The 23,459-nt window shown below is 39.0% G+C and carries 24 protein-coding genes; 12 read left to right on the forward strand and 12 right to left on the reverse strand.

Annotation, left to right across the window (positions count from 1 at the left end; translation table 11 throughout):
- Window positions 1-59 precede the first annotated feature (59 nt).
- From KZC02_RS09665 to KZC02_RS09685, 5 genes are all read right to left on the reverse strand, one after another.
- On the reverse strand, window positions 60-3,524 hold the full coding sequence (locus KZC02_RS09665; RefSeq protein WP_221393910.1) for a gliding motility-associated C-terminal domain-containing protein: 3,465 nt from the start codon (window positions 3,522-3,524) through the stop codon (window positions 60-62).
- Window positions 3,525-3,545: 21 nt separating this feature from the next.
- Window positions 3,546-4,166 (reverse strand): ABC transporter ATP-binding protein, encoded by a 621-nt coding sequence (locus KZC02_RS09670; RefSeq protein ID WP_221393911.1) that lies wholly within the window; start codon window positions 4,164-4,166, stop codon window positions 3,546-3,548.
- Between the two features lie 52 nt (window positions 4,167-4,218).
- Window positions 4,219-5,025: a class A beta-lactamase, subclass A2 gene (gene bla, locus KZC02_RS09675; RefSeq protein ID WP_221394997.1), complete on the reverse strand. Its 807-nt coding sequence runs from the start codon at window positions 5,023-5,025 to the stop codon at window positions 4,219-4,221.
- A gap of 207 nt (window positions 5,026-5,232) precedes the next feature.
- Entirely contained in the window at window positions 5,233-6,435 is a 1,203-nt protein-coding gene (locus KZC02_RS09680; protein WP_221393912.1) for a hemolysin family protein, read from the reverse strand.
- Window positions 6,432-6,671 carry a hypothetical protein gene (locus KZC02_RS09685; protein WP_221393913.1) on the reverse strand — a complete coding sequence of 80 codons (240 nt, stop codon included), beginning with the start codon at window positions 6,669-6,671 and terminating at the stop codon, window positions 6,432-6,434. The genes KZC02_RS09680 and KZC02_RS09685 overlap by 4 nt, the downstream gene beginning before the upstream one ends.
- A 243-nt stretch (window positions 6,672-6,914) precedes the next feature.
- On the opposite strand from KZC02_RS09685, the gene fbaA reads away from it, so the two are divergent.
- The gene (fbaA, locus tag KZC02_RS09690) at window positions 6,915-7,994 is read left to right on the forward strand and encodes a class II fructose-bisphosphate aldolase (RefSeq protein ID WP_221393914.1); all 1,080 of its coding nucleotides are present in this window, start codon (window positions 6,915-6,917) and stop codon (window positions 7,992-7,994) included.
- Window positions 7,995-8,077: 83 nt separating this feature from the next.
- Here the strand turns inward: fbaA and KZC02_RS33295 are convergent, their stop codons facing one another.
- The 3 genes from KZC02_RS33295 to KZC02_RS09705 all read right to left on the reverse strand — a co-directional run bounded on the left by KZC02_RS33295 (window position 8,078) and on the right by KZC02_RS09705 (window position 9,156).
- Complete coding sequence (locus KZC02_RS33295; RefSeq protein WP_409014262.1) at window positions 8,078-8,272, reverse strand: putative toxin-antitoxin system toxin component, PIN family; 195 nt, start codon at window positions 8,270-8,272, stop codon at window positions 8,078-8,080.
- 9 nt (window positions 8,273-8,281) lie between these two features.
- Complete coding sequence (locus KZC02_RS09700) at window positions 8,282-8,470, reverse strand: hypothetical protein (protein WP_221393916.1); 189 nt, start codon at window positions 8,468-8,470, stop codon at window positions 8,282-8,284.
- A 314-nt stretch (window positions 8,471-8,784) separates the two neighbouring features.
- A complete protein-coding gene (locus KZC02_RS09705) occupies window positions 8,785-9,156 on the reverse strand; it encodes a helix-turn-helix domain-containing protein (RefSeq protein ID WP_221393917.1) in 372 nt (123 codons plus the stop codon).
- A 97-nt stretch (window positions 9,157-9,253) separates the two neighbouring features.
- Here KZC02_RS09705 and KZC02_RS09710 point away from each other — a divergent pair, with 97 nt between their 5' ends.
- From KZC02_RS09710 to KZC02_RS09725, 4 genes are all read left to right on the forward strand, one after another.
- Window positions 9,254-9,886, forward strand: a complete 633-nt coding sequence (locus KZC02_RS09710) for an NAD(P)H-dependent oxidoreductase (RefSeq protein WP_221393918.1) — start codon at window positions 9,254-9,256, stop codon at window positions 9,884-9,886.
- Window positions 9,887-9,988: 102 nt separating this feature from the next.
- The gene (locus tag KZC02_RS09715; protein ID WP_221393919.1) at window positions 9,989-10,696 is read left to right on the forward strand and encodes a DsbA family protein; all 708 of its coding nucleotides are present in this window, start codon (window positions 9,989-9,991) and stop codon (window positions 10,694-10,696) included.
- A gap of 174 nt (window positions 10,697-10,870) precedes the next feature.
- The gene (locus KZC02_RS09720) at window positions 10,871-11,692 is read left to right on the forward strand and encodes an ion transporter (RefSeq protein WP_221393920.1); all 822 of its coding nucleotides are present in this window, start codon (window positions 10,871-10,873) and stop codon (window positions 11,690-11,692) included.
- A 41-nt stretch (window positions 11,693-11,733) separates the two neighbouring features.
- On the forward strand, window positions 11,734-14,304 hold the full coding sequence (locus KZC02_RS09725; protein ID WP_221393921.1) for a DUF5686 and carboxypeptidase regulatory-like domain-containing protein: 2,571 nt from the start codon (window positions 11,734-11,736) through the stop codon (window positions 14,302-14,304).
- Between the two features lie 77 nt (window positions 14,305-14,381).
- Here the strand turns inward: KZC02_RS09725 and KZC02_RS09730 are convergent, their stop codons facing one another.
- Window positions 14,382-16,244, reverse strand: coding sequence for a M1 family metallopeptidase (locus KZC02_RS09730; RefSeq protein ID WP_221393922.1), 1,863 nt, complete (start codon window positions 16,242-16,244; stop codon window positions 14,382-14,384).
- A 313-nt stretch (window positions 16,245-16,557) separates the two neighbouring features.
- Between KZC02_RS09730 and KZC02_RS09735 the strand changes: the two genes are divergently transcribed.
- On the forward strand, window positions 16,558-16,725 hold the full coding sequence (locus KZC02_RS09735; RefSeq protein WP_221393923.1) for a DUF1328 family protein: 168 nt from the start codon (window positions 16,558-16,560) through the stop codon (window positions 16,723-16,725).
- Between the two features lie 77 nt (window positions 16,726-16,802).
- Here the strand turns inward: KZC02_RS09735 and guaA are convergent, their stop codons facing one another.
- On the reverse strand, window positions 16,803-18,332 hold the full coding sequence (gene guaA, locus KZC02_RS09740) for a glutamine-hydrolyzing GMP synthase (protein WP_221393924.1): 1,530 nt from the start codon (window positions 18,330-18,332) through the stop codon (window positions 16,803-16,805).
- A gap of 177 nt (window positions 18,333-18,509) precedes the next feature.
- Here guaA and KZC02_RS09745 point away from each other — a divergent pair, with 177 nt between their 5' ends.
- Complete coding sequence (locus KZC02_RS09745) at window positions 18,510-18,701, forward strand: cold-shock protein (protein ID WP_221393925.1); 192 nt, start codon at window positions 18,510-18,512, stop codon at window positions 18,699-18,701.
- A gap of 169 nt (window positions 18,702-18,870) precedes the next feature.
- On the opposite strand, the gene KZC02_RS09750 is transcribed toward KZC02_RS09745, so the two are convergent.
- Complete coding sequence (locus KZC02_RS09750) at window positions 18,871-20,355, reverse strand: glycine--tRNA ligase (RefSeq protein WP_221393926.1); 1,485 nt, start codon at window positions 20,353-20,355, stop codon at window positions 18,871-18,873.
- 157 nt (window positions 20,356-20,512) lie between these two features.
- Between KZC02_RS09750 and KZC02_RS09755 the strand changes: the two genes are divergently transcribed.
- The 4 genes from KZC02_RS09755 (at window position 20,513) to KZC02_RS09765 (ending at window position 22,003) form a co-directional block, all read left to right on the forward strand.
- Complete coding sequence (locus KZC02_RS09755; RefSeq protein ID WP_221393927.1) at window positions 20,513-20,716, forward strand: type II toxin-antitoxin system VapB family antitoxin; 204 nt, start codon at window positions 20,513-20,515, stop codon at window positions 20,714-20,716.
- Between the two features lie 171 nt (window positions 20,717-20,887).
- Window positions 20,888-21,142, forward strand: a complete 255-nt coding sequence (locus tag KZC02_RS31665) for a hypothetical protein (protein ID WP_229254125.1) — start codon at window positions 20,888-20,890, stop codon at window positions 21,140-21,142.
- Window positions 21,143-21,449: 307 nt separating this feature from the next.
- Window positions 21,450-21,800 (forward strand): helix-hairpin-helix domain-containing protein, encoded by a 351-nt coding sequence (locus tag KZC02_RS31670; protein ID WP_229254127.1) that lies wholly within the window; start codon window positions 21,450-21,452, stop codon window positions 21,798-21,800.
- A complete protein-coding gene (locus tag KZC02_RS09765) occupies window positions 21,797-22,003 on the forward strand; it encodes a hypothetical protein (protein WP_221393928.1) in 207 nt (68 codons plus the stop codon). The genes KZC02_RS31670 and KZC02_RS09765 overlap by 4 nt, the downstream gene beginning before the upstream one ends.
- A gap of 110 nt (window positions 22,004-22,113) precedes the next feature.
- On the opposite strand, the gene KZC02_RS09770 is transcribed toward KZC02_RS09765, so the two are convergent.
- Window positions 22,114-22,884, reverse strand: coding sequence for a TIGR00730 family Rossman fold protein (locus tag KZC02_RS09770; protein ID WP_229254128.1), 771 nt, complete (start codon window positions 22,882-22,884; stop codon window positions 22,114-22,116).
- 128 nt (window positions 22,885-23,012) lie between these two features.
- Between KZC02_RS09770 and rpiB the strand changes: the two genes are divergently transcribed.
- On the forward strand, window positions 23,013-23,444 hold the full coding sequence (rpiB, locus tag KZC02_RS09775) for a ribose 5-phosphate isomerase B (protein WP_221393929.1): 432 nt from the start codon (window positions 23,013-23,015) through the stop codon (window positions 23,442-23,444).
- Window positions 23,445-23,459 lie beyond the last annotated feature (15 nt).

The following is a 23,459-nucleotide window of genomic DNA, read 5'->3' on the forward strand; positions in this document are numbered from 1 at the left end:
AATTAATATAAATAAGCAGATATTCTGGCTTTGTCTTTATAACCTGCCAGAAGCAGAAGTCATTCCAATACCTCCAGCCAGCCTTTGCAATGATTACCATTCGGGGTATCCACCACATAATAGTAAGTACCATTTGCAATTCCTTTTCCCCAATCATTCTTATAATCCACAGACTTATAAACCATTTTTCCCCAGCGATTATAAACTTCCAGTGAAGATTGCGAAACCGGGACAATGAAAAAGTCATTTTTCCCGTCTCCATTTGGCGTAATAACGTTGGATAAAATAAAGGCCGGATCTGCGGTCACTTCCTTGGTAACGGTTAAAGCACAGCCGGCTGCATTATAGGCAGTCAGTGTCACCGAATATTTCCCCGGTTCTGCGTAAATATAATTTTCAACATTGGGATCTTTCACAATATTGCCGGCTCCAAGATTCCACTGAACCTTTGTTGCATTGGAAGTGCGGTTCATCATTGAGTATTTGAAGGGCTCATTGCAGGCTTCACCGGACTTTATAATCTCAAAATCAGGCTCATATGTACGGTCAACTTTAACAGTAATTTGCCTTAATGGCTTACATCCGTCTGCATAAATCCCCTGTACAGTATAAGTAGTCGTTACTGAAGGAGTCACTGTTACTGAATTGCCGCTCGTTTGTGGCAAACCTACATTCGCCAGCCACACAAATTGCTGCGCATCACCTGTAACAGAAAGAATTGCAGATGCTCCTGCACAGATTTCCGTATCAGGCATATCTACAAAATCAATTTTCTTTTCTACTTCAATATGTACTTGTCTTTTTACTTTACAGCCGCTGGCATTACTTATTTCCACAGTAAAATCCGTACTCTGATTAATGGTAACTGTTGGTGTAGCACTTTGAGCATTATCCATCCCGGTAGCCGGTGTCCAGCTATATGCAGTACCGCCATTCGCCCAAAGCTTTACGGCAGTATTTTCACAAACCGCTGAATCACTTTTTACCGTCGCATTGATTGTTTCTACTGTAATGGTTTTTTGGGCGATATCAACCCTTTTGCAGGTCAGCCGGTTATATGCCTTTAAAGTGACTGTATATTCGCCCGGAGTTTTAAAAATATATTCTGCCTGTTCTCCTTCGCGCGAAATTGTGTTTCCCTGCACTTCCCAAATGTAATCCACACCGCCTTCGCTGGTATTTACAAAAGACAAAGACAATGGAGCACAGCCGCGTAAAACATTTTTTGTTGTTCCTTCGTAAACATCAAAATCAGCTTTGAGGCGATCAATGTCTATTTTGAAAGCTGCATTGTTACAATTTGGACTATTATTGGTTTTCGACCAGGCCTGTGGTGTCACAGGGAAATTACTTCCTCCGCATGCACAGGTTGCATGATATATCACACCGTTTTTATCAAACCGGCTTGTACCTCCATCCACATGATCGCCCGAAATATTTGTATTATGGCTTGTATTTCCAAAATAAGTAGCGTAAAGTAGCGTTTTTGCACCCGTTTCAAGAATTGCGATATAAAAATTATTTCCATTGGTAACTGTCTGAATTGCATCCTGGGTTACTTTAAGCCCGACTGTACTGCTGGCTAGATTGTGTCCTGTTCCGTAATTAACATTTCCACCCCATCCGGCTATATAAATATTCCCGCATTCATTTACTAAAAACGCCGTCGGTGAGATATCGGGTGTTCCTCTACCTGAACCTATAACAGTAGAAAAAACAGATTTTGATAAATTGCCGTCAAGCTCATGAATAAACTGACCACTTTCTGCATTGCTGTACACACCGGAACTTACAGGATAATTTCCCTGAGACAATCCGTAAACATATACATTGCCGCTTTGATCCAGATCCAGAAGGTAAGCACCGTCTGCTTTATCCGTTCCCAGGTAAGTCATTCCTGTTAATTTATCTGCGCTGAATCTCGCAATGAAAGCATCTTCTGTTCCGTTTAACTTGGATTGAAAGGCTGTTGCATGAACGGCAAGATTGGTACTTTGGGTGATGCCTGTCACATAAATATCCTCATTGAGCGCAAGTTTTACAGAAAAAGTAGCATCATATTCGTTTCCCCCTACATATGTACTTACAATCAGGCTGTTCAGATCAGAAGAAAATTTGGAAAGAATACCGTCCTGGCGCCCGCCGAGTTTATTTTGCAATGAATTTACAATCGGGAAATTGGGGGAATTTGTCGTTGAAACTACGATCACATTATCATTTTTATCAACTATTATTTCCCCCCGAAAACTATCTCCGTAATTAATAATACTTACATTATCCTCCGTACTGATACCGTCGTTTCCACTTCCTCCCAAAAAAGTTGATCCCGTCAGTTGTTTTCCATTCGCTGATAGTTTCGAGATGAAAATATCACTTCCGTTTGACATATCCAGTCCTGAAATTGGTGTTGCGCTAGTACCGCCGCCAAATGCTTTTTGGAAAGCACTGGTATGTACAGGAAAATCTTTTGACGAAGTAGTGCCCAGTATGAGAAGCTCTTTTTTACTGTTTACAATCAGACTGGTAGGCAGGTCAGTATTGTTGCCACCGAGATAGGTAGCATATATCAGGTCACTTCCATCCGGATTGAATTTCATAATAGCCACGTCGACCAATCCCTGAAAACGAACCTGGTAAGCACCCGTAGTAACCGGGAAATTTGCCCCGAATACCGTTCCTCCTGAATAAAGATTTCCTTCATCATCGTAAGTTGCGGTATGCCCCCAGTTATCAGGCACCGAACCTGAATAAGTTGAAAAAATAAGCTCCGGGTCAATGGTTAACGCCTGCAATTTATCGTATCCTTTTGGCAGAGAAAAATGAAAAACGTTTCCTTCACTCAATTCAAATCTGGAAGCAATCTCAATATTACCCTTATTTACTTTTTGAAATGAATATGGTTCTGCTTCTTTAAATTGCCCCAGCGAAGTTTTAATAACTGCTTGTCCGGTTTCATTCAGGGAAATCCCGGAAGCACCTTCATACTTCAATTTTATTTGTGACGGATCAGCCTGAGGACGGACAATGAATTCGTATTTTAAAGTAAACTGATGCATGTAAATCCGCATATCTATTCCCGGATATACATTCTCATAAACCACTTCTCCATATCCTTTCACATCACTTGTCCACGATTTTGCATCATTTCCAATAAAATAACTGAACTGAACAGCAACGGGATTTTTAGGAATATGCTTTATTACTGTTGCTGCATTTTGAAACCGCACTTCCACGCCGTGAGCAGAAATGGAATTAATATCAGAAGTTTTTGCGGTTGGAAAAGGGGTTTGTTTAGCAGGAGCTTTACCATGTTGGGAGGCAACCTTGGATGCGTCATAAAACACATATACCAGGGAATTGTTTTTCAAAAAAAGGAAACCTCCGGGAATTTCAGTACGAAACAAAATATCAGATTCCCATTGTCCGCGGTTTTCTATAAAATACATTCCTCCTGCCCGCGCGGAAAAAGATAAGGCCAGAAAAATTAAAACAGGAAACAGAAATCGATGTACAGTTTTGATCATACCCTTTTCTTCCTACATTTTTTATTTGAACGCTGAAACTGAAATGATATTTTTACAAAATTCATATTCCTGACTAACATTCGAACCGAGTAAAAGAAGCTGGTTTTCAGTATGCAAGGTCACATTATCCAGATACCAGTTAAATCCCTGCGCATCAAGGTTGGTAGTGGGTTCATCTAAAAAAATCACGGGCACATCTGACATGAAAGCAAGGCCCAGTTTTAACCGCTGTTTCATGCCAGAAGAAAAATGCCTGATAAGTTTATTACTTGCATGCGAAAGCTGGATGATATCTTCAAATTCACCTGATGAAATTTTGTTTTTCAATGGTTTGAACCTGGTATGAAATTCGACCATTTCCCGCAACGTGAATTCTTCAATTAGCTCCATATATGGTGCCGCTATTACAATATGCTTATACCAGTCATCCGTATCAATTTCATTTCCATTATCGTCAGTATAGCGTATTGCGCCTTCCGACTGCGGGAACATTCCTGTAAGTAATTGTAATAATGTAGATTTTCCGCTTCCGTTAGGCCCAACAAAAGTATATTTCTGCCCGCTGAGAAGCTCGAAACTCGCATGACGAAAGATCCACTCCCGGACGAATTTCTTACCAACATTTTCAACTGATATCTGCAATTTGAACCTAAAACGTTAGAGGATAAAAAATGATAATGACCAGGATCTGATTTTACATTTTCAGGTAATAATCCCAGGCTGCTTTTGCGATCTGGGCAATCACGCCGTCACGCGTTTTTTCGTCAACCGGTGTTCCGGAGACATATACCACTATCGCTATCTGTTCACCATTAGGAAGTGTCATAATCCCGACATCATTAGTAGCAGCCATAATACCCTTATCATTGGTGCCGGACGCGCCTGTTTTGTGCGCCACTTTCGAATCTTTTGGTAATAAACCTTTTATTTTATTAGGACCGGTTGTAGTTTCAGTCAGGATCTTCCAAAGGAAATCAGAACTGGTTTTCGAAAGGTTTTTGCCCTGATAAAAAACATCAAGCAATTTTAACATGGCAGAAGGACGGCACCAGTTGGTAAACTGAACCTCCCACCCTTTTGACATCCCTGCTTCGGTAGCAACGATATTCATTTCCTTAATCCCCAAGCCTCGCACGTAATCCTGCACTTTCTCCGGCCCTCCAACTAACCTGAATAATATATCACAGGCATTGTTGTCACTGTTAGAAACGGTGTAGCTCAGCAATTCTTCAATTGTAACATCAATGTTACCTTCCGGATATTTTTTCTGCAAAGGGCTCCATGTGTCAGGATTCAGTTCTTCCCTGGTAATATGTATTTTTTGATCCAAAGTCAGCTTTCCCTTATCAATCTGATCGAGTACAGCCATTCCCAAAGGAAATTTAAAAACACTTTGCATAGGAAATTTATGCTTTTCATTGAGCACAATCGTTTCCCGGCTTTTCAAATTCATAATGCCAACCCCAACAATGCCTTTTGCGTCTTTTGAAATAGTTTCAATTTTTTCTTCAGATCATCCTTCTGAGCAGTTACAGAGTGATTTAAGAGAATAGACAGAATAAATAAAACGGGAAACGACACTTTGGTCAGGAAATTCATCTTCATTTTTACTTTGATAACGATTATTAATGTGGTTCAGGAAATTCCGGCCGCCAGTTTTTAATTCTTAACTCTTAACTCTCAATTTTCAATTCTCAATTCCTAACTCTCAACTCTTAACCCCCTTCTCTTTTTCCTCAATAGTCAATCGTACCAATTCAATTCGGGTATCCTGCATAGAAACTACCTGGAACGAATAAGGCGGCAAATCGAGCGTATCATTCACTTCCGGCAAATCGCCATGATGGTGGATCAGCATCCCGGCCAATGTATCATAATCACCCTCAGGAAGTTCCCATCCGTATTTTTCTTTCAGATAATCAATTTCGTGACGGGCACTGAGAATAAATGTATGATCATCTATCTGGCGTTCGGTCCAGTCTTCGGTAGAATCATATTCATCCTGGATTTCTCCAAAAATCTGCTCAACAACGTCTTCCACACTCACCAATCCCGACGTACCTCCAAACTCATCCACAACCAAAGCAAGACTACGCCTTTCTTCCAAAAATCGCAGCATCAGATCACTGGCGGGCATGGCTTCGGGAACAATCAGTATAGGGGTGATAATATTACTGATCTCCTTAGGTTTTTTGAACAAAGACAATGCATGACAATATCCCAAAACATCATCTACCGAATCCCGATGAACAATGATTTTGGAATGTCCGCTTGTAAGAAATATTTTACGTAAATCTTCAATACTTGCATTGACATTTACCGCTGATATTTCCGTTCGGGGAATCATACAGTCCCTTATTCTTAAATCTTTGAAATCCAACGCATTGATAAACATCCTTTCTTCAATGCTATGGTCGTCAAAATCAGGATCGTCTGCTGAAATGGCATCGTCACGAAGGGAAGGTGATAAAATATTTTCCTTCACAAAGGGCTCAACAATCCAATACAATGGCGTCATCAGCCATTCTCCGAAGCGAACAGGAAAAGTTTGTAAGTCGAGTAATTTTGAAAAACTTCTGCCTGCTTTTACCCAGCTTGTGTAGGACAGCATCCAGAATGCAGCCAAACCCGAAAATAAAATGATGACCGTTAAACCTTCTTTTAAACCTGAACTAACGGGCAAAATTGTATATAAGAAAGCTACGGCAAAAAAACTACCTAATGCTACTGCCAATAGTCTCAGCATTCTTAATATTCTCCGCCAATAAAGAGTTTGGGTAAGCTCTTCATTTTTTTCATGCCGAAGCGTATAACGATCCATGGAAATATCCAGCAGAACAGAACGTACTGCGCCATAATAGCCTGCCAAAATAAAAAAACAAATCGTAGTAATGATCAGGATGACACTCATTTTTTGACTGTTTTGGAAGATTTCGGTTTTTGCGCAGTCATTGTTATTTCTTCTTTTTTCCTCAATTCCAAAGCAGCTTTTACCCGTTTAAACTGGAAATAAAGCAGGCATAAAATACTTAACAAAAGCAGCCAGTAACTTTCAAACATACCTGCTCTCCTGAATTCAAGGATCCACATCACAAAGAAACCAACGGAAAGAGCAAGTAGTATAGTCTTGAGAAGTTTGGGATTCATAAGCTAAAATATACGTAATTATTTGTGGAGGCCAATTCTTTCTCCAAAACCAGATTCATTCTCAAAGATACACAGATTGCTTTAAATTGGGCTGAACCGGATAAATGTTCCATATATAACATAATATCGTGCGCATATTTCCTCCATTTTCTTTAAAATACCTAACTTGCATAAATTGCCACACGATTCTATTTCAATAAAGGAATTGTGAAATTATTTCTTGAAAAAATATCCTATTTTACTATGAGCGAAACCACAAAACGCTTTGCACCTGGTGTTATTACCGGTGACGGAGTTAGCGAAATTTTCCGCCATGCCAACGAAAACAACTATGCCCTTCCGGCGGTTAACGTGGTAGGTACCAATTCAGTAAATGCAGTTTTGGAAGCTGCAAAAGCTGTTAACAGCCCTGTTATTATTCAGTTCTCTAACGGCGGAGCAATTTTTTATGCAGGAAAAAGCGTTCCTAATACCAATCAGCAGGCTGCTATTGCGGGTGGAATTTCAGGTGCTCAGCATGTACACCAGATGGCTGCACTTTATGGAATCCCGGTTATTTTGCATACGGATCATTGCGCAAAAAAACTTCTTCCATGGATAGATGGTCTGCTTGATGCTGGTGAAAAACACTTTGATCAGTATGGCGTTCCTTTGTACAGCTCACACATGCTGGACTTATCGGAAGAGCCAATTGAAGAAAACATTGAAATCTCAGCAAAATATTTCGAACGCATGGCTAAAATTGGCATGACGATTGAAATTGAACTGGGTGTAACAGGAGGTGAAGAAGATGGAGTTGATAACAGCGATGTTGATAGTTCAAAACTTTATACTCAACCGGAAGAAGTTGCTTATGCTTACGAAGAGCTTCTGAAAATATCTCCAAACTTTACCATTGCAGCTGCTTTTGGAAACGTACATGGTGTTTACAAACCGGGTAATGTGAAACTTGAACCGAAAATTCTTCATAATTCACAGGAATTTATCAAAGAGAAATTCGGAACAGGCGATCTTCCTGTCAACTTTGTATTCCATGGTGGTTCAGGATCTTCACGCGAAGAAATTCGTGAGGCAATTGAATACGGTGCCATCAAAATGAACATTGATACAGATGTACAGTGGTCTACATGGGAAGGCATTTTGAAATACTACAAAGAAAAAGAAGGATATCTGCAAACTCAGCTTGGCAGTCCGGACGGTCCGGATTCACCAAATAAAAAATATTACGATCCACGTGTTTGGTTACGTAAAGGTGAAGAAAGCATGATTGCCCGTCTGAAAGTAGCATTCGAAGATTTGAATTGCATTAACCAATTGGGTTGATAAAAATAAATTCTACTACACAAAAGCCCTCAATTTCACAGATGAAATTGAGGGCTTTTGTGATTTGCAATTTAGAAATATTATTAAAAGTTTTCTAAAAAATTAGTAACATTTAAGATTTGAACATCCTGAAAAGGATTAAGAACCAATAGATCCGAGTCTACGGATATTAAACATGCTGCCTTAGACACTATTGCCAGTTCGAGAAACATATTATCTTTTGGATCTCTGCATTCGACAATTATACACCTAAATCTGATTAAAAACCGGTCGGCTATTTCTTGTCTTTATTCAATTGTAAAATACTTATCAAACTTAGTTCTGAATAATACATTTAGAAATTCATTCCAGGTTGCGTCGGAATAGACAATTTCTCCAATAATTGCAGCTCTTTTAATTGCCAAAGCATTGGATGAAAAGGGAGATAATGAAGCACTTACAAGTGTGTTAGTATCGAAAACAAAACTATTTTTCATTCAGAATAGCTTCCAGCGTATCATCATTAAAGCCTTTACTTTCGGCTTCTATACTTAGTTATTCTAAAAATAGCCAAATATCATCTTTCTTTTTTCAAAAATAGTGCTCAGGAATTGGTCTAATTCCTGAGATATCTGCTGTTTTATTTAAGGACTGGTATTCCTCATCTCTGAGCCAAACTATTGCCAACTGCTAATACTATCCTGTCCATATCCAATGTAATTTATTACACTGCTGCACATTTATTCAAAAAATAATCTTCAATCATTAAGCGTGTTAATGCCGCATAATGTTTTGTTGTAAAAGCCAGTTATCAATCCTCCTTCCTCCCCATAATACGTTCACGGTGCGTTAATCCCCAATTCCGGAGCACTTCTATAACCGGTTTCAATGAATGTCCATAGTCCGTTAATTTATACTCCACTATTACCGGGATGGAATCATATACTGTTCGTTTTACCAGTTCATTGCATTCAAGGTCCCTCAATTCTTTGGATAACATTTTATCTGTAATACTGGGAATTTCCTTAGCGATTTGGGAAAACCGCTTATTACCAAACATCAGTGAAATAATAATCGGCAATTTCCATTTTCCGCTAATAACTTCCAATGCGTCACGAACAGGCAAAATACTTTTAGTACATTCTCCAACAGAGTGCTGAATCACTTTTTCTTTTATTTCCATAAGACTTTTAAACTTATTTCACTATCCTTTTGTATAGTACTTACAAATGTATAGTATATTTATTTAAGTTTGTAACGTAATTTTAAAAATACAAAAAATGAGTGATTTAATTGAAAAACTGAATTGGAGATACGCAGCTAAAAGAATGAATGGAGAATCTGTTCCTGAAGAAAAATTGAATACCATTCTGGAGGCGATAAAATTATCTCCATCTTCGGCCGGACTGCAACCATATAATGTAATTGTAATAAGTGATAAAGAATTAAAAGAAAAAATATTCAATACCGCTGCTCCGCAACCGCAAATAAAAGAATCCTCGCATCTGCTAGTTTTTGCAGCTTGGGAAAAAATCACGGCAAAACAGATTGATGATTTTATAAATCTCATTGCCACCACTCGTGATGTTACTCTGGAATCATTAGCACAATATCAGCAAAGTATCAGTTCCAATATTCTGAGTCGGTCAGAAGATGTAAATTTCAACTGGGCAGCACGTCAGGCCTATATTGGATTAGGCCATGCATTGGTTGCTGCTGCTACTGAAAACGTGGATGCCACGCCAATGGAAGGATTTAATGCTGGCAAATTAGACGAAATTCTTGGGTTAAAAGAAAAAGGTCTTCGCAGTGTTGTAATAGTGACACTGGGTTACCGTGATCAGGAAAACGACGGGCTGGCAAAAGCAAAAAAAGTAAGACGTTCCAGTGAGGAATTTTTTATATCAATTTAATAAGCTAACAGCAGTTGGTGGTCAGCTTTTAGCCATGAAATTTGATTTCTTTCAAATAAGAAATCTGGTTTTATACACAAAAAAATAAAAACAAATACGATTATGAAAGTCGAAATATGGAGTGACGTAATGTGCCCGTTTTGTTATATCGGTAAAAGAAAGTTTGAAACCGCTTTGGAACAATTTCCACAAAAGGATAAGATTGAAATTGAATGGAAAAGTTTTCAGCTTAATCCGGCCATGAAAACAGAACCTGGCAGGAGCATAAACGATTACATTTCAGAGATTAAGGGCTGGTCTCCGGAATATGCACAGGAAATGAATAATCACGTGACAGGAATGGCCGCAGAAGTCGGATTGGAATACAATATGGATAAAGCAGTAGTTGCTAATTCTTTTGACGCACATCGGTTTGTACAGTATGCTAAAACAAAAGGCAAAGGCGATGCTGCGGAAGAACAATTGTTCAAAGCTTATTTTACAGATGGGAAAAATACAGCGGATCACGAAACTCTCGTAGAATTAGGAATTGAAATAGGACTTGATTCGGAAGAATTGCGGGCAGTTTTGGAAAGTACTAAATTCACTGAACAGGTTCGTATTGATGTTTATGAAGCACAACAGGTTGGTGCTCGTGGTGTTCCGTTTTTTGTTTTAGACCGCAAATACGCTGTTTCAGGTGCGCAGCAGCCGGAAACATTTTTAGGGGCTTTAGAAAAATCTTTTACCGAATGGGAAAAAGCAAACCCGACTCCTTTAATTTCTTATGCTGATGGGGCAACATGCACGCCTGAAGGAGATTGTAATTAGTCATTGAGAATATCTATAAATTGGCGTCTGAATGTAGAATTCAGGCGTTTTTTTATATTTTTTGCTTCATAAACTACCCTTTCGTTAAGGAACTTTAAAACATTACACTTCCGGCGCTTTTTGCGCAATTACCTGCCTTTTGTTACATTGCCGGCTTACTGATACATTCAAGTCATGGCAATAGATCGTAATTCTTTACGGGGAAAGCTTTTTATTATCATTTTCGGTGCACATACACGACAGGGAAGACTATTTGACCTGTTTCTGTTGTGGTTTATTATTCTCAGTGTTATTACGGTTTGTCTTGAAAGTGTACCGGAAATACGAACCCAATACCATCCTTATCTGCACGGCCTGGAAATTTTCTTTACTGTTGTTTTTACAATAGAGTATTTTCTGCGGGTTTACAGCCATCCAAAGCCATTTAAATATTTGTTCAGTTTCTTCGGCATCATTGATTTCCTTTCTGTCATCCCATTTTACCTCACTTTTATTTTACCTGCCGGACATTTTCTTGTCACTATTCGAATCATACGATTGCTGCGGGTTTTCAGAATACTCAAACTGACCAGTTTTGTACACCATGCCCAGGTCCTGAAATCAGCCATTTTTGCCAGTTTACAAAAAATTACTGTTTTCATGCTCACAATTATTGCGTTGGTACTCATCATTGGTACGATTATGTATGTAGTTGAAGGAGAAGAACATGGCTTTACCAGCATTCCGCAAAGTATATATTGGGCTATTGTAACGATCACAACAGTAGGTTATGGTGATCTTACACCTCAAACACCTCTGGGACAGGTCATTTCTTCTATTGTAATGATTATGGGATATGCAATTATTGCTGTTCCAACCGGTATTGTAACAGTGGAAATGTCAAGAAACCAGCCTGAAGTAAAAAAGGCGAACACGATTGAATGCCTCTCATGTGGTAAATCAATGCCCGTAAATACTAATTTTTGCAGCAATTGCGGCCATCAGTTGCATGAATAAATTATATAAGAACGTTTTACAACGACTATACATTAAGCCTTATGCACTTTGCTTCTTTATTACTCATACTTTCTTTTCTGGTAACTGGCGTACATGCCGGAGGAATAAAGGGACAGATTAAAACGCAAAAAGGCGAAGCACTTCCCTATGCCGGAATAACCGTAAAAGGAACCAGTAATGGAACAATGGCTAATGAAGAAGGAAAGTACGAGTTTACATTGCCTGCCGGTTCCTACGAAATTATATTTCAGTATCTTGGCTTTAAAAGTATAATTAAAAGCGTAATTATTGGCGATGATTTTACAGAGCTTAATATTCAGTTGGAAGAACAGGCGCTGAATTTGAAAGAGGCAACTGTTGGCAGCAGTAAAGAAGACCCTGCATATAGTATAATGCGGAAGGCAATTGCCAAAGCACGTTTTCATCAGTTACAGGTTCGCGGTTACACGGCAAAAGTTTATTCAAGAAGTACGGCGTTACCCACTAAAATACCATTTCTGGTTGAAAAACGCCTGAAAAAAGAAGGAGTCCAGGAAGGGAAATCTATCATTAATGAAAGTGTTGCAGAAGTAAAATATCGTCGTCCTAACAGTTACAGCCAGCATATTATTTCTACCCGAAACAGTCTGGACAACAGCATTCCGTCACCTAATGAATACATTCTGGCCAGCCTTTACAGCCCCGAAATAGCTGGAACCGTTACTCCGCTTTCTCCAAAGGCATTTAGCTACTACAAGTTTGAATATCAGGGTTATTTCGAAGATCAGGGACAGATTGTCAACAAAATCAGGGTAATTCCAAAAGCCTATGGCGAAGGTGTTTTTAAAGGGAATCTTTTTATAATTGAAGACCGGTGGTCAATACACAGTTATGACCTGCAAACCACCACAAGTGGATTAAATATTGCTGCAAAACAAATATTTACTCCTATTCAGAATGTCTGGTTGCCTGTAAACCAGCAATTTAAAATCAACGGAAGTTATCTGGGTTTTGCCGGTGAATTCCGATACCTGGTTTCACTGACCTATAATAAACTCGACGTAGATCCGGGTCTGAAAGAAGATATTGTTGTTAAAGATGATAAAAATGAGCCTATTGCATCTGCTACTCCTGACAAGAAAAAGGATCTTGAGAAACTGATTCAGGAACAGAAAGAGTTTTCTACAAAAAATCTCCGGAAGCTGACAAAAAAATACGAAAAAGAACAAAAGAAAGAGAATAAAATAGAAAATAGCAGCAGGCATTTGGTCAGGCAGGATTCAATTGTGATTGACTCTATGGCTAATAAAAGAGATACGACATACTGGGAAAATTTACGCCCGATCCCGCTCACAACGTCAGAAGTTTCCAGCTACACAAGCCAGGACAGCCTTAAAATAGTAAAGGACGCAAAGAATGAGAAATCCAGACCGGATTCTGTCTATTTTAAACCCATTCATCTTATTACGGGAAATACCTATTCTTTGGGAAATCGAAATACATTTTATTTTAAAAGTCCTCTTCTTTCTATCAGTTATAATGCCGTTGAAGGCAATGCATTGAACATCATCACTGAATGGCAGAAAAGATGGGGCAAATCTTACCAATTCAGTATTCGTCCACTAGGCCGCTACTCATTTGGCCGAAAAGAGCTTTTTGGTAACGTCGAAACAAATCTTGGAAATAATAAGTGGAATTTTGCTCTTTCAGGAGGGAGAATGGCAACGCAGTTTAATAAAAACAACCCGATTTTAGCATTGCCAAACAGTATTGCCGGACGATTTTTTGACAGAAGCCTGATGAAATTGTATGAGCAAAAATTCGTAAAAGCGGAATATTCATTAAGAAATATCAGTGATGTGCTCAATATTACTACCAGTCTGGAATATGAAAACCGCTATGAGCTTTATAATCAGGAAAGTGCAAGGCCCATCTTCTTTTGGAACCAGTATTCATACACACCAAACAGGCCGGTCAGTAATGAACTAGCAAATACAGGATTCCCTGAACATCAGGCTTTGCTTTTTGATTTTACTGCTACCTACCGGCCATGGCGCAGATATTTGATACGTAATGGTGAGAAGAGATATTTAAGGAGTAAAGGGCCATCTTTCACGGCTAATTACAAAAGCGGGCTTCCATTTGCAGGTGATGTAGATTATACATTTTTGCAGGCAACTATTCGCCAGGATCTAAATCTGGGGCCTCGCAGTAACCTGGATTACAGTTTAAACGGAGGAGGTTTTTTAAGCAAAAAACATATTTATTTTCAGGATTACCGGCATTTTATGGGAAATACCTTTTTTCTGCAATGGGGTGATCCGCCTAACCAGTTCCGTATGCTTCCATATTATCGGTATAGTACGGCTGAATGGTTTTTTCAGGCACATGCAGTCTGGTCTTTGCAACATTTCCTGATCACACGTGTAGAAGCTTTGCGAACCACCGGTATTTCTGAAACACTGCAATTACATTATCTGAAAGTGCCAACCATCAAAAATTATACTGAACTCGTGTATGGTATCGATAATATTCTTAGAATATTACGCCTGGAGTTAGTAGCTCAGTTCCACGACAGCGATTTTCAGGGTTTGGGTTACCGCGTTGGTACTTCTATCAGAATTGGTAGATAACTGCAGGAAGCAGCTTTATTTTTGAACATTGACAGGAGAAATTCCGGGTAAGTATTCTCCTGCCAAATATGACTTCACTACTTCATTTTTTCTCCTTTAAATCTTGGATTTTCCTTTAATATAGTGGGATAAGTATTGTTATCAGGATTAATGTCTGCCATTCTCAGGCTTGGATCAATTACAATACGCTCAATGTCTGCCAGGTTTCTTTCAATGTAAAATGAGTATTCCGGATACGTCCAGCCCCAGTCTGCAAGCAAAGTCGTTTTGGTGTAAATACTTTCTTTTTTCTCTCCACGCATGATTTCCAGAGGAATATAAAAGTTTTCCTGTGTTCCGTCTTTGTAACTTACCACTATGTCCAGAGGCATTGGCATTTGACCGATTCTTTCTAAAACTATGTCCACCTTCCCTGCACCAGGTGTAACTTCTTTGATTCCGTAATCAATTGTTTTGGTTGTACCCACAAAATCCTCCCAATACCAATCCAGTTCCAAACCAGACTCTTTTTCCATAATCCGCTTTAAGTCAGTCGGATTGGGATGTTTAAATTTCCATTCGTTGAAATAGCGTTTCATGCCACTTTCGAGTTTTTCTTTTCCAATGATGTATCCGAGCTGATTCAAAAACACAGCTCCTTTGGAATAACTCGCAATACTATATGCACGATTGGTATTGTAATGATCTGCATGCGTGGTCATCGGTTCCTCTGTACCTGACTTTGCAAGAAACCGGTAACTCGAATTGCTGGTGCGCTGTGCCTCCAGCCTGGAAGGAAATAATTCTGCCATAACCAGGTTTTCTGCATAAGTGGTAAAACCTTCATCCATCCAGCTGTATTTGGATTCATTGGTACCCAAAACGCCCTGAAACCAACTGTGTATGGATTCGTGTACCGTTACGCCAACAAGGCCTCCAAAACTCTGATGGCCCATTATTAAAGTCGCCATTGGGTATTCCATACCGCCATCACCTCCCTGGATCACCGAATATTGCTTGTAAGGATATCTTCCAAACTTTTCATTCATAATTTTAAAAGACTTCACCGCATATGGCTCCATTTGCTTCCAAACATTAGCCAGTGTGTCTGTTTGATAAAAAAAGTTAAGATCCAGATTATCATCCACTTTTACTACATCGTGCTGATAATCCCGATCAGCTGCCCACATAAAATCATGTACTTCCGGAGCTATGAAATGCCAGGTTAATTTTTCACCAGCTTTGTGTTCCACTACTTTTTTGCCGTAGCCATATCCTATTTTATCAGGATTTTGAAGATAACCGGAAGCGGCAACCATATAAGATGCATCTAATGTAATTTTCACATCAAAATCTCCCCATATACCATAAAATTCACGTGCAATGTAAGGATTGGAATGCCAGCCTTCATAGTCGTATTCACACATTTTGGGATACCATTGTGCCATAGAATAGTCTATACCTTCGCTGTTATCCCGACCGGTACGGCGAATCTGAACAGGAACCTGAGCTTCAAATTCAAGATCAAAAGTATGCTGTGTTTTAGGCAGGATTTTTTCAGCCAGCGTTACTTCAAGCACTGTTCCAACGACTTCATACTTCAGTGCTTTTCCGTTTTGTTTGAGAGAAATAATTTTTTCGTAACCGATTTCAGATGGCGACAGTTTTGAAATCCTGTCTTTTACACGGGGATCCGGATCGCTGATCATCCTGGAACGAACATCCATCTGGCTTCCCGGCTGAAATGCATTCAAATACAAATGATAAAATACCTTCGTAAGTGTGTCCGGGGAATTGTTGGTGTAGACAAGTTTTTGAGAACCTTTATATTGATGTTTCAAAGCATCAAAATCAATATTCATTTGATATTTGGCCCGTTGCTGCCATCTGTCCGACTGTGCTGTTACCTGGTGATTATAATAGAATACGCTAATAAAAACGACTGCAAGCAATTTTTTCATTCCAATTATTTTGATCGTACATTAAATAACTTGCAAAATACACCAAATGATTTGATTGATTTTATTTTTCTAAGATTACAGGGCAAAAACAAATTTCTCAGAAGACCCCCAGTATTTTCGTTGGAACGAGTAAGCTGAACGTGCACATTATTTCGACTATAATGGGCATGAATCTCTACATAAAATATGATTTTTTCTATTAAAATTTGATTTTTAAAGCTAAATGAATTCAGTTATTATCGTTTATAATCTGGCATAAAAATGGTAATACATCAGTATAACTATTTACGAACTTTAAATACTTTTGTCAATTATGCTTAAATGGACAGTTATTTTTCTGATTGTTGCCATTATCGCCGGAGTACTTGGCTTTGGTGGGATTGCTGCTGGTGCAGCTGGTATCGCTAAAATTTTATTCTTTGTTTTCCTTGTATTATTTGTACTAAGCTTAATAAGTGGCAGAGTCGGAGGTCGATCCTGATCCAACTATATTTTTGATATAAAAAGGGGAAAACGGATTTAAATCTGTTTTCCCCTTTTCACTTAATTGCATTTATATTATTCCCATTCAATTGTAGCCGGTGGCTTAGAGGAAATATCGTAAACAACTCTGTTAACTCCCTTTACTTTATTGATGATATCATTCGATACTTCGGCAAGGAAATCGTATGGCAGATGTGCCCAGTCTGCCGTCATTCCGTCTACGGATGTTACGGCCCGTAGCGCAACCACACTTTCATAAGTCCTTTCATCACCCATTACACCAACACTTTTAACAGGTAAAAGCATTACTCCGGCCTGCCATACTTCTTTGTATAAATTCCACTTTTTCAGCGAACCAATAAAAATAGCATCAACTTCCTGTAAGATAGCTACTTTTTCGGGTGTGATCTCTCCTAAAATACGAATTGCCAGACCAGGACCAGGAAATGGATGACGACCCAGGATCTTTTCAGATATTCCTAATGTCCTGCCTACTGCCCTTACCTCATCTTTGAATAAGGTATTAAGCGGTTCTACTATTTTCAGCTTCATAAAATCAGGCAAACCACCTACATTATGATGCGATTTGATCGTGGCAGATGGCCCTTTAACCGAAACAGATTCGATTACATCAGGATAAATCGTTCCCTGTCCAAGCCATTTTACATCTTCGATCAAATGCGCTTCCTGATCAAATATTTCAATGAATGATTTACCAATTGCTTTTCTCTTCGCTTCCGGTTCAGAAAGTCCGTCTAATGAATCGTAGAATAAGGATTTAGCATCTACACCCTTAATATTCAGCCCCATATCAAGATAAGAATGAAGTACTTCTTCATATTCATCCTTACGAAGCAATCCGTTGTCTACAAAAATACAATACAGGTTTTTACCGATGGCATGATGTACCAAAGTTGCAGCAACTGTGGAATCAACCCCACCCGAAAGTGCCATTACAACACGATCATTGCCTAATGTTCTGCGCAAATGGCTGACAGATTGTTCTACAAAAGATTCAGAGGTCCAATCCTGTTTGCAGCCACAAATTTTGGCAACAAAATTATACATCAGTTTTTTACCTTCCGCCGAGTGTGTTACTTCCGGATGAAACTGGATTCCGTACGTAAGTTCATCCTCAATTTTGAACGCTGCAACATGAACGGTCTCAGTAGACGCAATCACGTGAAAATTTTCCGGAATGCTAACGATGGTATCACCATGAGACATCCAAACCTGGGATGAGGACGATAATCCGGCAAGCAGGGAAGAATCGACATCATCAATTTTAAGATGCGCTCGCCCATATTCGCGATGCTGTGATGGCTTTACGTCACCACCCAACATGAATGCCATCAGCTGTGCACCGTAGCAAACGCCAAGAACGGGTACTTTTTTCCTGAATTTATCAAAATCTATAGTCGGTGCATTTTCATCACGAACCGAGCAGGGGCTGCCGGAAAGAATGACACCTTTGACATTGGGAGTAAGTTCGGGGAAGTTATTGTAAGGATGTATTTCACAATAAACATTAAGCTCACGAATCCGTCTCGCTATTAACTGCGTGTATTGGGAGCCAAAATCTAAAATCAGAATCTGTTCTGTCATGTAAATGCTATATAAACCGCAAAGGTAGGCAGATTGCCCGAAACGAAAAAAATATGTTTAAACAAACTCTGTTCGTATTGAAGATTTAGTCATTGAAGAAATTTTACATAAAAGTAAAAACCTGTAACTGTATGCCCTATTTTGTATATTTATCAAATTTTCAATATTATATTTATTATGAATCAAGGAACAGTTAAATTCTTCAATGACTCAAAAGGGTACGGATTTATTAAGGATACTCAAACAGGAGAAGATTATTTCGTACATATCTCAGGCCTTGTTGACGAAGTTCGTGAAAACGACGATGTTACATTTGATCTTCAGGAAGGGCGTAAAGGTCAGAATGCAGTTAATGTTAAGCTTGCCTGAACGTAACTTAATATAAAATCAGAAAAGGCCTCGCAGATGCAAGGCCTTTTCCGGTTTTAAGACTTTTGTATTTTTTAAATAAATACTCAATGCTCAATTTTCAATGTTAGGGTTATATAATGATCATTTGAAAATTGTAAGTTGTACATTAATTATTCTTCCTTCTTAATTAAATTGCTTCCAGAATTCTTTCTATTGAAACCAGATAACCAATTTTTTCTTTTAGCTCGCTGATATGAACCCTTTCCTGTTCCATTGAGTCGCGGTGGCGGATCGTGACAGTATCGTCTTCCATCGTTTGATAATCCACTGCAATACAAAAAGGTGTTCCGATCAGATCCTGGCGTGTATAACGTTTTCCGATTGCCGCACCATCGTCATATGTGGTACGGAACGAGGATTTTAAAGAATTTGCAAGAGCCTGTGCTTTTTCGGCTAATCCATCCTTTTTTACCAAAGGAAGAACAGCCACTTTAAATGGTGCCAGCGCCGGATGCAATTTCAGGTAAGTTCTTTGTTTCTCCGTATCTCCTTCACCAACCGTTTCGACCGTATAAGCATTACAAAATGCAGCCAGAAAAAGACGATCTGCTCCCACCGAAGTTTCGACTACGTATGGAATGTAATTACCAAAAGGTTTACCATTTTCGTCCAGTTCAGAATCAAAATACTGTTGTTTTTTCTTCGACAGCTCCTGATGGTTGCGCAGGTCAAAATCAGTACGCGAGTGGATACCTTCCATTTCACGGAATCCAAAAGGAAATTCATACTCAATATCCACGGCTGCGTTGGCATAGTGCGCCAGTTTATCGTGATCATGAAATTTAAGTTTGGCAGCTGGCAAACCAATTGCCTGATGGAATTTCATACGCGTTTCTTTCCATGACTCGTACCAGGCCATTTCAGTACCAGGGCGAATAAAAAACTGCATTTCCATTTGTTCAAATTCCCGCATACGGAAAATAAACTGCCGGGCTACAATTTCGTTACGGAATGCTTTTCCAATTTGCGCTATACCGAAAGGGACTTTCATCCGTCCGCTTTTCTGTACATTCAGGAAATTTACAAAAATACCCTGTGCTGTTTCCGGGCGTAGGTATATCATACTGGAATCTTCCGCCACAGAACCTATCTGCGTACTGAACATCAGGTTAAACTGACGCACTTCTGTCCAGTTTGCAGTACCTGATACCGCGCATTTTATATTTTCAGCAATGATCAGATCCCTTACACCATTCAAATCCTCAGCACTTAGTAAACGGCCCATTTCTGCCAGTAACGCTTTTGCTTTTTCCGGCTCGCCATCTTTTTCATATTGTTCAGCTTTTCCTTCCAGCAATTGATCCGCACGGTAACGTTTTTTGGATTCTTTGTTATCGATCATCGGATCGTTGAAACCATCAACATGGCCCGACGCTTTCCAGGTAAGCGGATGCATAAATATCGCTGCGTCGATCCCTACAATATTGTCATTCAGTTGCGTCATTGCTTTCCACCATGCCGCTTTCAGATTATTTTTTAATTCAACACCATTCTGACCGTAGTCATAAACAGCTTGTAAACCATCATATATTTCGGAAGAGGGGAATACAAAACCGTATTCTTTTGCATGCCCGATAATGTCTTGTAAAGAAGTCGCAGGTGCCTGGCTCATTATACTTTATACTTATTTAAATAAATTGTGACCAAAGGAAATTAGAAACGACAAGCCGTTTTTAAACTAGAACCGGCAAAATTAGGGAATTTGATGGCAATGAATGTGTATGTGTATAAAATTTGTACATTTCAAAACATTTAATTGAAACCCTCTTATGAAAGTTCAAGTAGAAATTGATCAGAAAAAGATTGAAAAAATCAGACGTTTCAATAAAAATCTTCGCACTAAAAGAGAAATTGTTGATTTGGCATTGACTGAATTGATAAATTCAATAAATCGTCAAAAATCAATGGAATTAAGCGGAATAGTTGAATGGGAAGGTGATTTGAACGAAATGAGAACAAATACGTTGCGGTGAATTGAATGATCTCTGAAAACTCTTCCTTAAAAATCCGGAAACCAATTTAGTTTTTCTGCGTCAAAGGCTTGGACTCTCTTAACCTTCTGACAATGATAAAGCGATTTATAACTCAGTTACAGGATTTTTTTTGGTATTTCAAGAAAAGAAGCACGCGGGGCTCTGGTGTTGATGGTGTTCATTTTCTTCTTAATATGGACTCCATTTGTTTTCAGGCGCTGGATTCTGCCCCTATTCCCCATTTCGTCCGAACCTGTAAGTACCCAAAAACTGGATAGCATTGCTACGGAATTGAGTAAAAATGTGAATGTGGATGAAGAAAAAAGTTTTATCCAAAATCAGATTACAACAAAACACCTGAACGTGCAGTCAGACTTTTCTCATTTGATCCCAACCAGGCAACTACGGATCAGTTCACAGAATTAGGAATCCCTGCATTTCTTGCTAAAAGAATTGACAAATACCGTAACAAAGGAGGAAAATTCCGAAAAAAGAAGATTTACTGCACATCTACGATTTTCCGGCTGACCTTTACAAAAATCTTGAGCCTTATATAACCTTACCACAATCCGGATCCAAAACAGTTGCATTAACGCAAAAGTCTTATACCAATGTAACGGGTTCTACTCCGAAAACCTATGCGAATTCATATAGCAAGGAATCTAAATCTTATGTAAAACCCGCCATAGTTCCCTTTGACATCAATACCACGGACACGACACAACTTGTTAAATTGAAAGGAATTGGTACCAAGCTTTCTTTGCGTATTCTGAAATTCAGGGATGCAATCGGAGGATTTCATTCGGCTGCCCAATTTTCAGAAATTTACGGACTCGACTCATTAGCTATGTCGGAACTTTACCGGTATGCCAAGGTTTTGAGCCCGGTTAAAAAAATCAATGTAAATAAAGCTACTGTTGAAGAGTTAGGCAGTCATTCTTATTTGAGAAATAAGAAATTAGCCGCAGTTATAGTAAATTACAGAACTCAGCACGGTTCGTATGCATCGGCAGAAGATTTGAAAAAAGTGAGGATTATGGATGATGCAACGTTAGAGAAGATCCGGCCTTATCTTGAATATTGACAAAAGAAAAGTTTGAGTTTTTATCTTGTATTCCCGGAATTAAAGGTACCAGTCAGGATTTACCTTTTCACCAAAAAAATCCTTTTGACAGAATTCTTAGTGGCACAGCTCAAATAAAAGAATTATCAATTATGACAACTGATCCCAAAATTCATTTGTATGATGCAAGTTTATTAGTTTGGTTAACCACCCATATAATTTAAGAGATATTGATCATGGCAATATGAGAGATAAGTAAAAGGCTTTAAATCAGAAAGGAAACTATTTCACAGTTCCCTTTCCTACTTCTTTCAATATTACTTTTATTCCTTCTTTAAAAATTAGGTTTCAATAAATATTTTGAATAAAAATTGTCAATAACCTTTACAGCTTCATCCGGTGTATCCACAATGCTGATCAGCTTTAAATCTTCCGCATTGATATTGCCTTCTGAAAGCATTGTTCCTTTAATCCAGTCAATCAAACCTGACCAGTAAGTGCTTCCGACAAGTACAATTGGGAAACGGCCGATTTTCTTGGTTTGGATTAGTGTCATTGCCTCAAAAAGTTCGTCGAGTGTTCCAAAACCACCCGGCATCACTACAAATCCCTGGGAGTATTTCACAAACATGACTTTCCTGACGAAGAAAAAGTCGAAATTAATATTCTTGTCCGGATCAATATAAATATTACTGTGCTGCTCAAATGGCAGTTTAATGTTTAAACCAACCGATTTACCACCTTGTTCACGCGCGCCCTTGTTACCGGCCTCCATAATTCCCGGACCACCGCCAGTGATGACTCCGTATCCATGACGAACCAGTTTGGCCGCAATTTCTTCAGCTGTTTTGTAATGTGGGTTATCTGCTTTTGTTCGTGCAGAACCAAATAACGAAACACAGGGGCCAATCTTAGCCAGCTTGTCGAAACCTTCAACAAACTCTGCCATGACCTTGAAAATCACCCAGGAATCGGCACTTTTTATCTCACTCCAGTTTCTGTCCTCAAACGCTTCTTTTATTCTTTTTTCATCTTCAGGAACCGCAGGATTAAGAAGGGATACGTCAATTAATTCTGAATTACTTGCTTTTATTTCTTCACTCATATTTTTTGTACTCAATTTAGTTGTTGACCAGATAGTATTAACTTTGCACCACGATACTTTTAAGACTAAAAACACGTAATACGCCACTTAATGGTTTATATTAAGGGGACACAATTAACAAAAAAGTAATGAGAAAAATTGCTATTGGCTCTGATCATGCAGGGTTTCCTTATAAAGAACCTGTTATTAACTGGCTTACCACCAACGGTTTTGAGGTAAAAGATTTTGGTACATACAGTGCAGATTCTGCTGATTATGCAGATTTTGCTCATCCGGTAGCAAGCGGGGTTGAGGAAGGAGAATTTGAAAAAGGAATTCTTTTATGCGGGAGCGGGCAGGGCGTTTGCATTACTGCCAATAAACATCAGGGAATAAGGGCTGCATTGGTTTGGGATTTGCCATTGGCTTCACTCGCACGCCAGCACAATGATGCCAATGTGATTTGTATTCCTGTACGCTTTATTGAACTCGAAATTGCATTAGCGAGTATCCAGGCATTCTTAAATACAGAATTTGAAGGCGGTCGTCACCAGACACGTGTTGATAAAATAGCTTGTTAAAAAAATTTCAGGCTG

Origin of the sequence: Dyadobacter sp. NIV53 (assembly GCF_019711195.1) — a bacterium.
GTDB lineage: Bacteria > Bacteroidota > Bacteroidia > Cytophagales > Spirosomataceae > Dyadobacter.

Bases quoted from the DNA above. Each gene is read 5' to 3' on its own strand.
- KZC02_RS09745 (WP_221393925.1), top strand. From the start codon at position 18,510: ATGAATCAAGGAACAGTTAAATTCTTCAATGACTCAAAAGGGTACGGA.
- KZC02_RS09680 (WP_221393912.1), bottom strand. From the start codon at position 6,435: ATGAGTGTCATCCTGATCATTACTACGATTTGTTTTTTTATTTTGGCA.
- KZC02_RS09665 (WP_221393910.1), bottom strand. From the start codon at position 3,524: ATGATCAAAACTGTACATCGATTTCTGTTTCCTGTTTTAATTTTTCTG.
- fbaA (WP_221393914.1), top strand. From the start codon at position 6,915: ATGAGCGAAACCACAAAACGCTTTGCACCTGGTGTTATTACCGGTGAC.
- guaA (WP_221393924.1), bottom strand. From the start codon at position 18,332: ATGACAGAACAGATTCTGATTTTAGATTTTGGCTCCCAATACACGCAG.
- KZC02_RS09685 (WP_221393913.1), bottom strand. From the start codon at position 6,671: ATGAATCCCAAACTTCTCAAGACTATACTACTTGCTCTTTCCGTTGGT.
- KZC02_RS09770 (WP_229254128.1), bottom strand. From the start codon at position 22,884: ATGAGTGAAGAAATAAAAGCAAGTAATTCAGAATTAATTGACGTATCC.
- KZC02_RS09715 (WP_221393919.1), top strand. From the start codon at position 9,989: ATGAAAGTCGAAATATGGAGTGACGTAATGTGCCCGTTTTGTTATATC.
- KZC02_RS09705 (WP_221393917.1), bottom strand. From the start codon at position 9,156: ATGGAAATAAAAGAAAAAGTGATTCAGCACTCTGTTGGAGAATGTACT.
- KZC02_RS09720 (WP_221393920.1), top strand. From the start codon at position 10,871: ATGGCAATAGATCGTAATTCTTTACGGGGAAAGCTTTTTATTATCATT.
- KZC02_RS09735 (WP_221393923.1), top strand. From the start codon at position 16,558: ATGCTTAAATGGACAGTTATTTTTCTGATTGTTGCCATTATCGCCGGA.
- KZC02_RS09710 (WP_221393918.1), top strand. From the start codon at position 9,254: ATGAGTGATTTAATTGAAAAACTGAATTGGAGATACGCAGCTAAAAGA.
- KZC02_RS09750 (WP_221393926.1), bottom strand. From the start codon at position 20,355: ATGAGCCAGGCACCTGCGACTTCTTTACAAGACATTATCGGGCATGCA.
- KZC02_RS09700 (WP_221393916.1), bottom strand. From the start codon at position 8,470: ATGAAAAATAGTTTTGTTTTCGATACTAACACACTTGTAAGTGCTTCA.
- KZC02_RS09725 (WP_221393921.1), top strand. From the start codon at position 11,734: ATGCACTTTGCTTCTTTATTACTCATACTTTCTTTTCTGGTAACTGGC.
- KZC02_RS31665 (WP_229254125.1), top strand. From the start codon at position 20,888: ATGGTGTTCATTTTCTTCTTAATATGGACTCCATTTGTTTTCAGGCGC.
- KZC02_RS09755 (WP_221393927.1), top strand. From the start codon at position 20,513: ATGAAAGTTCAAGTAGAAATTGATCAGAAAAAGATTGAAAAAATCAGA.
- KZC02_RS09730 (WP_221393922.1), bottom strand. From the start codon at position 16,244: ATGAAAAAATTGCTTGCAGTCGTTTTTATTAGCGTATTCTATTATAAT.
- rpiB (WP_221393929.1), top strand. From the start codon at position 23,013: ATGAGAAAAATTGCTATTGGCTCTGATCATGCAGGGTTTCCTTATAAA.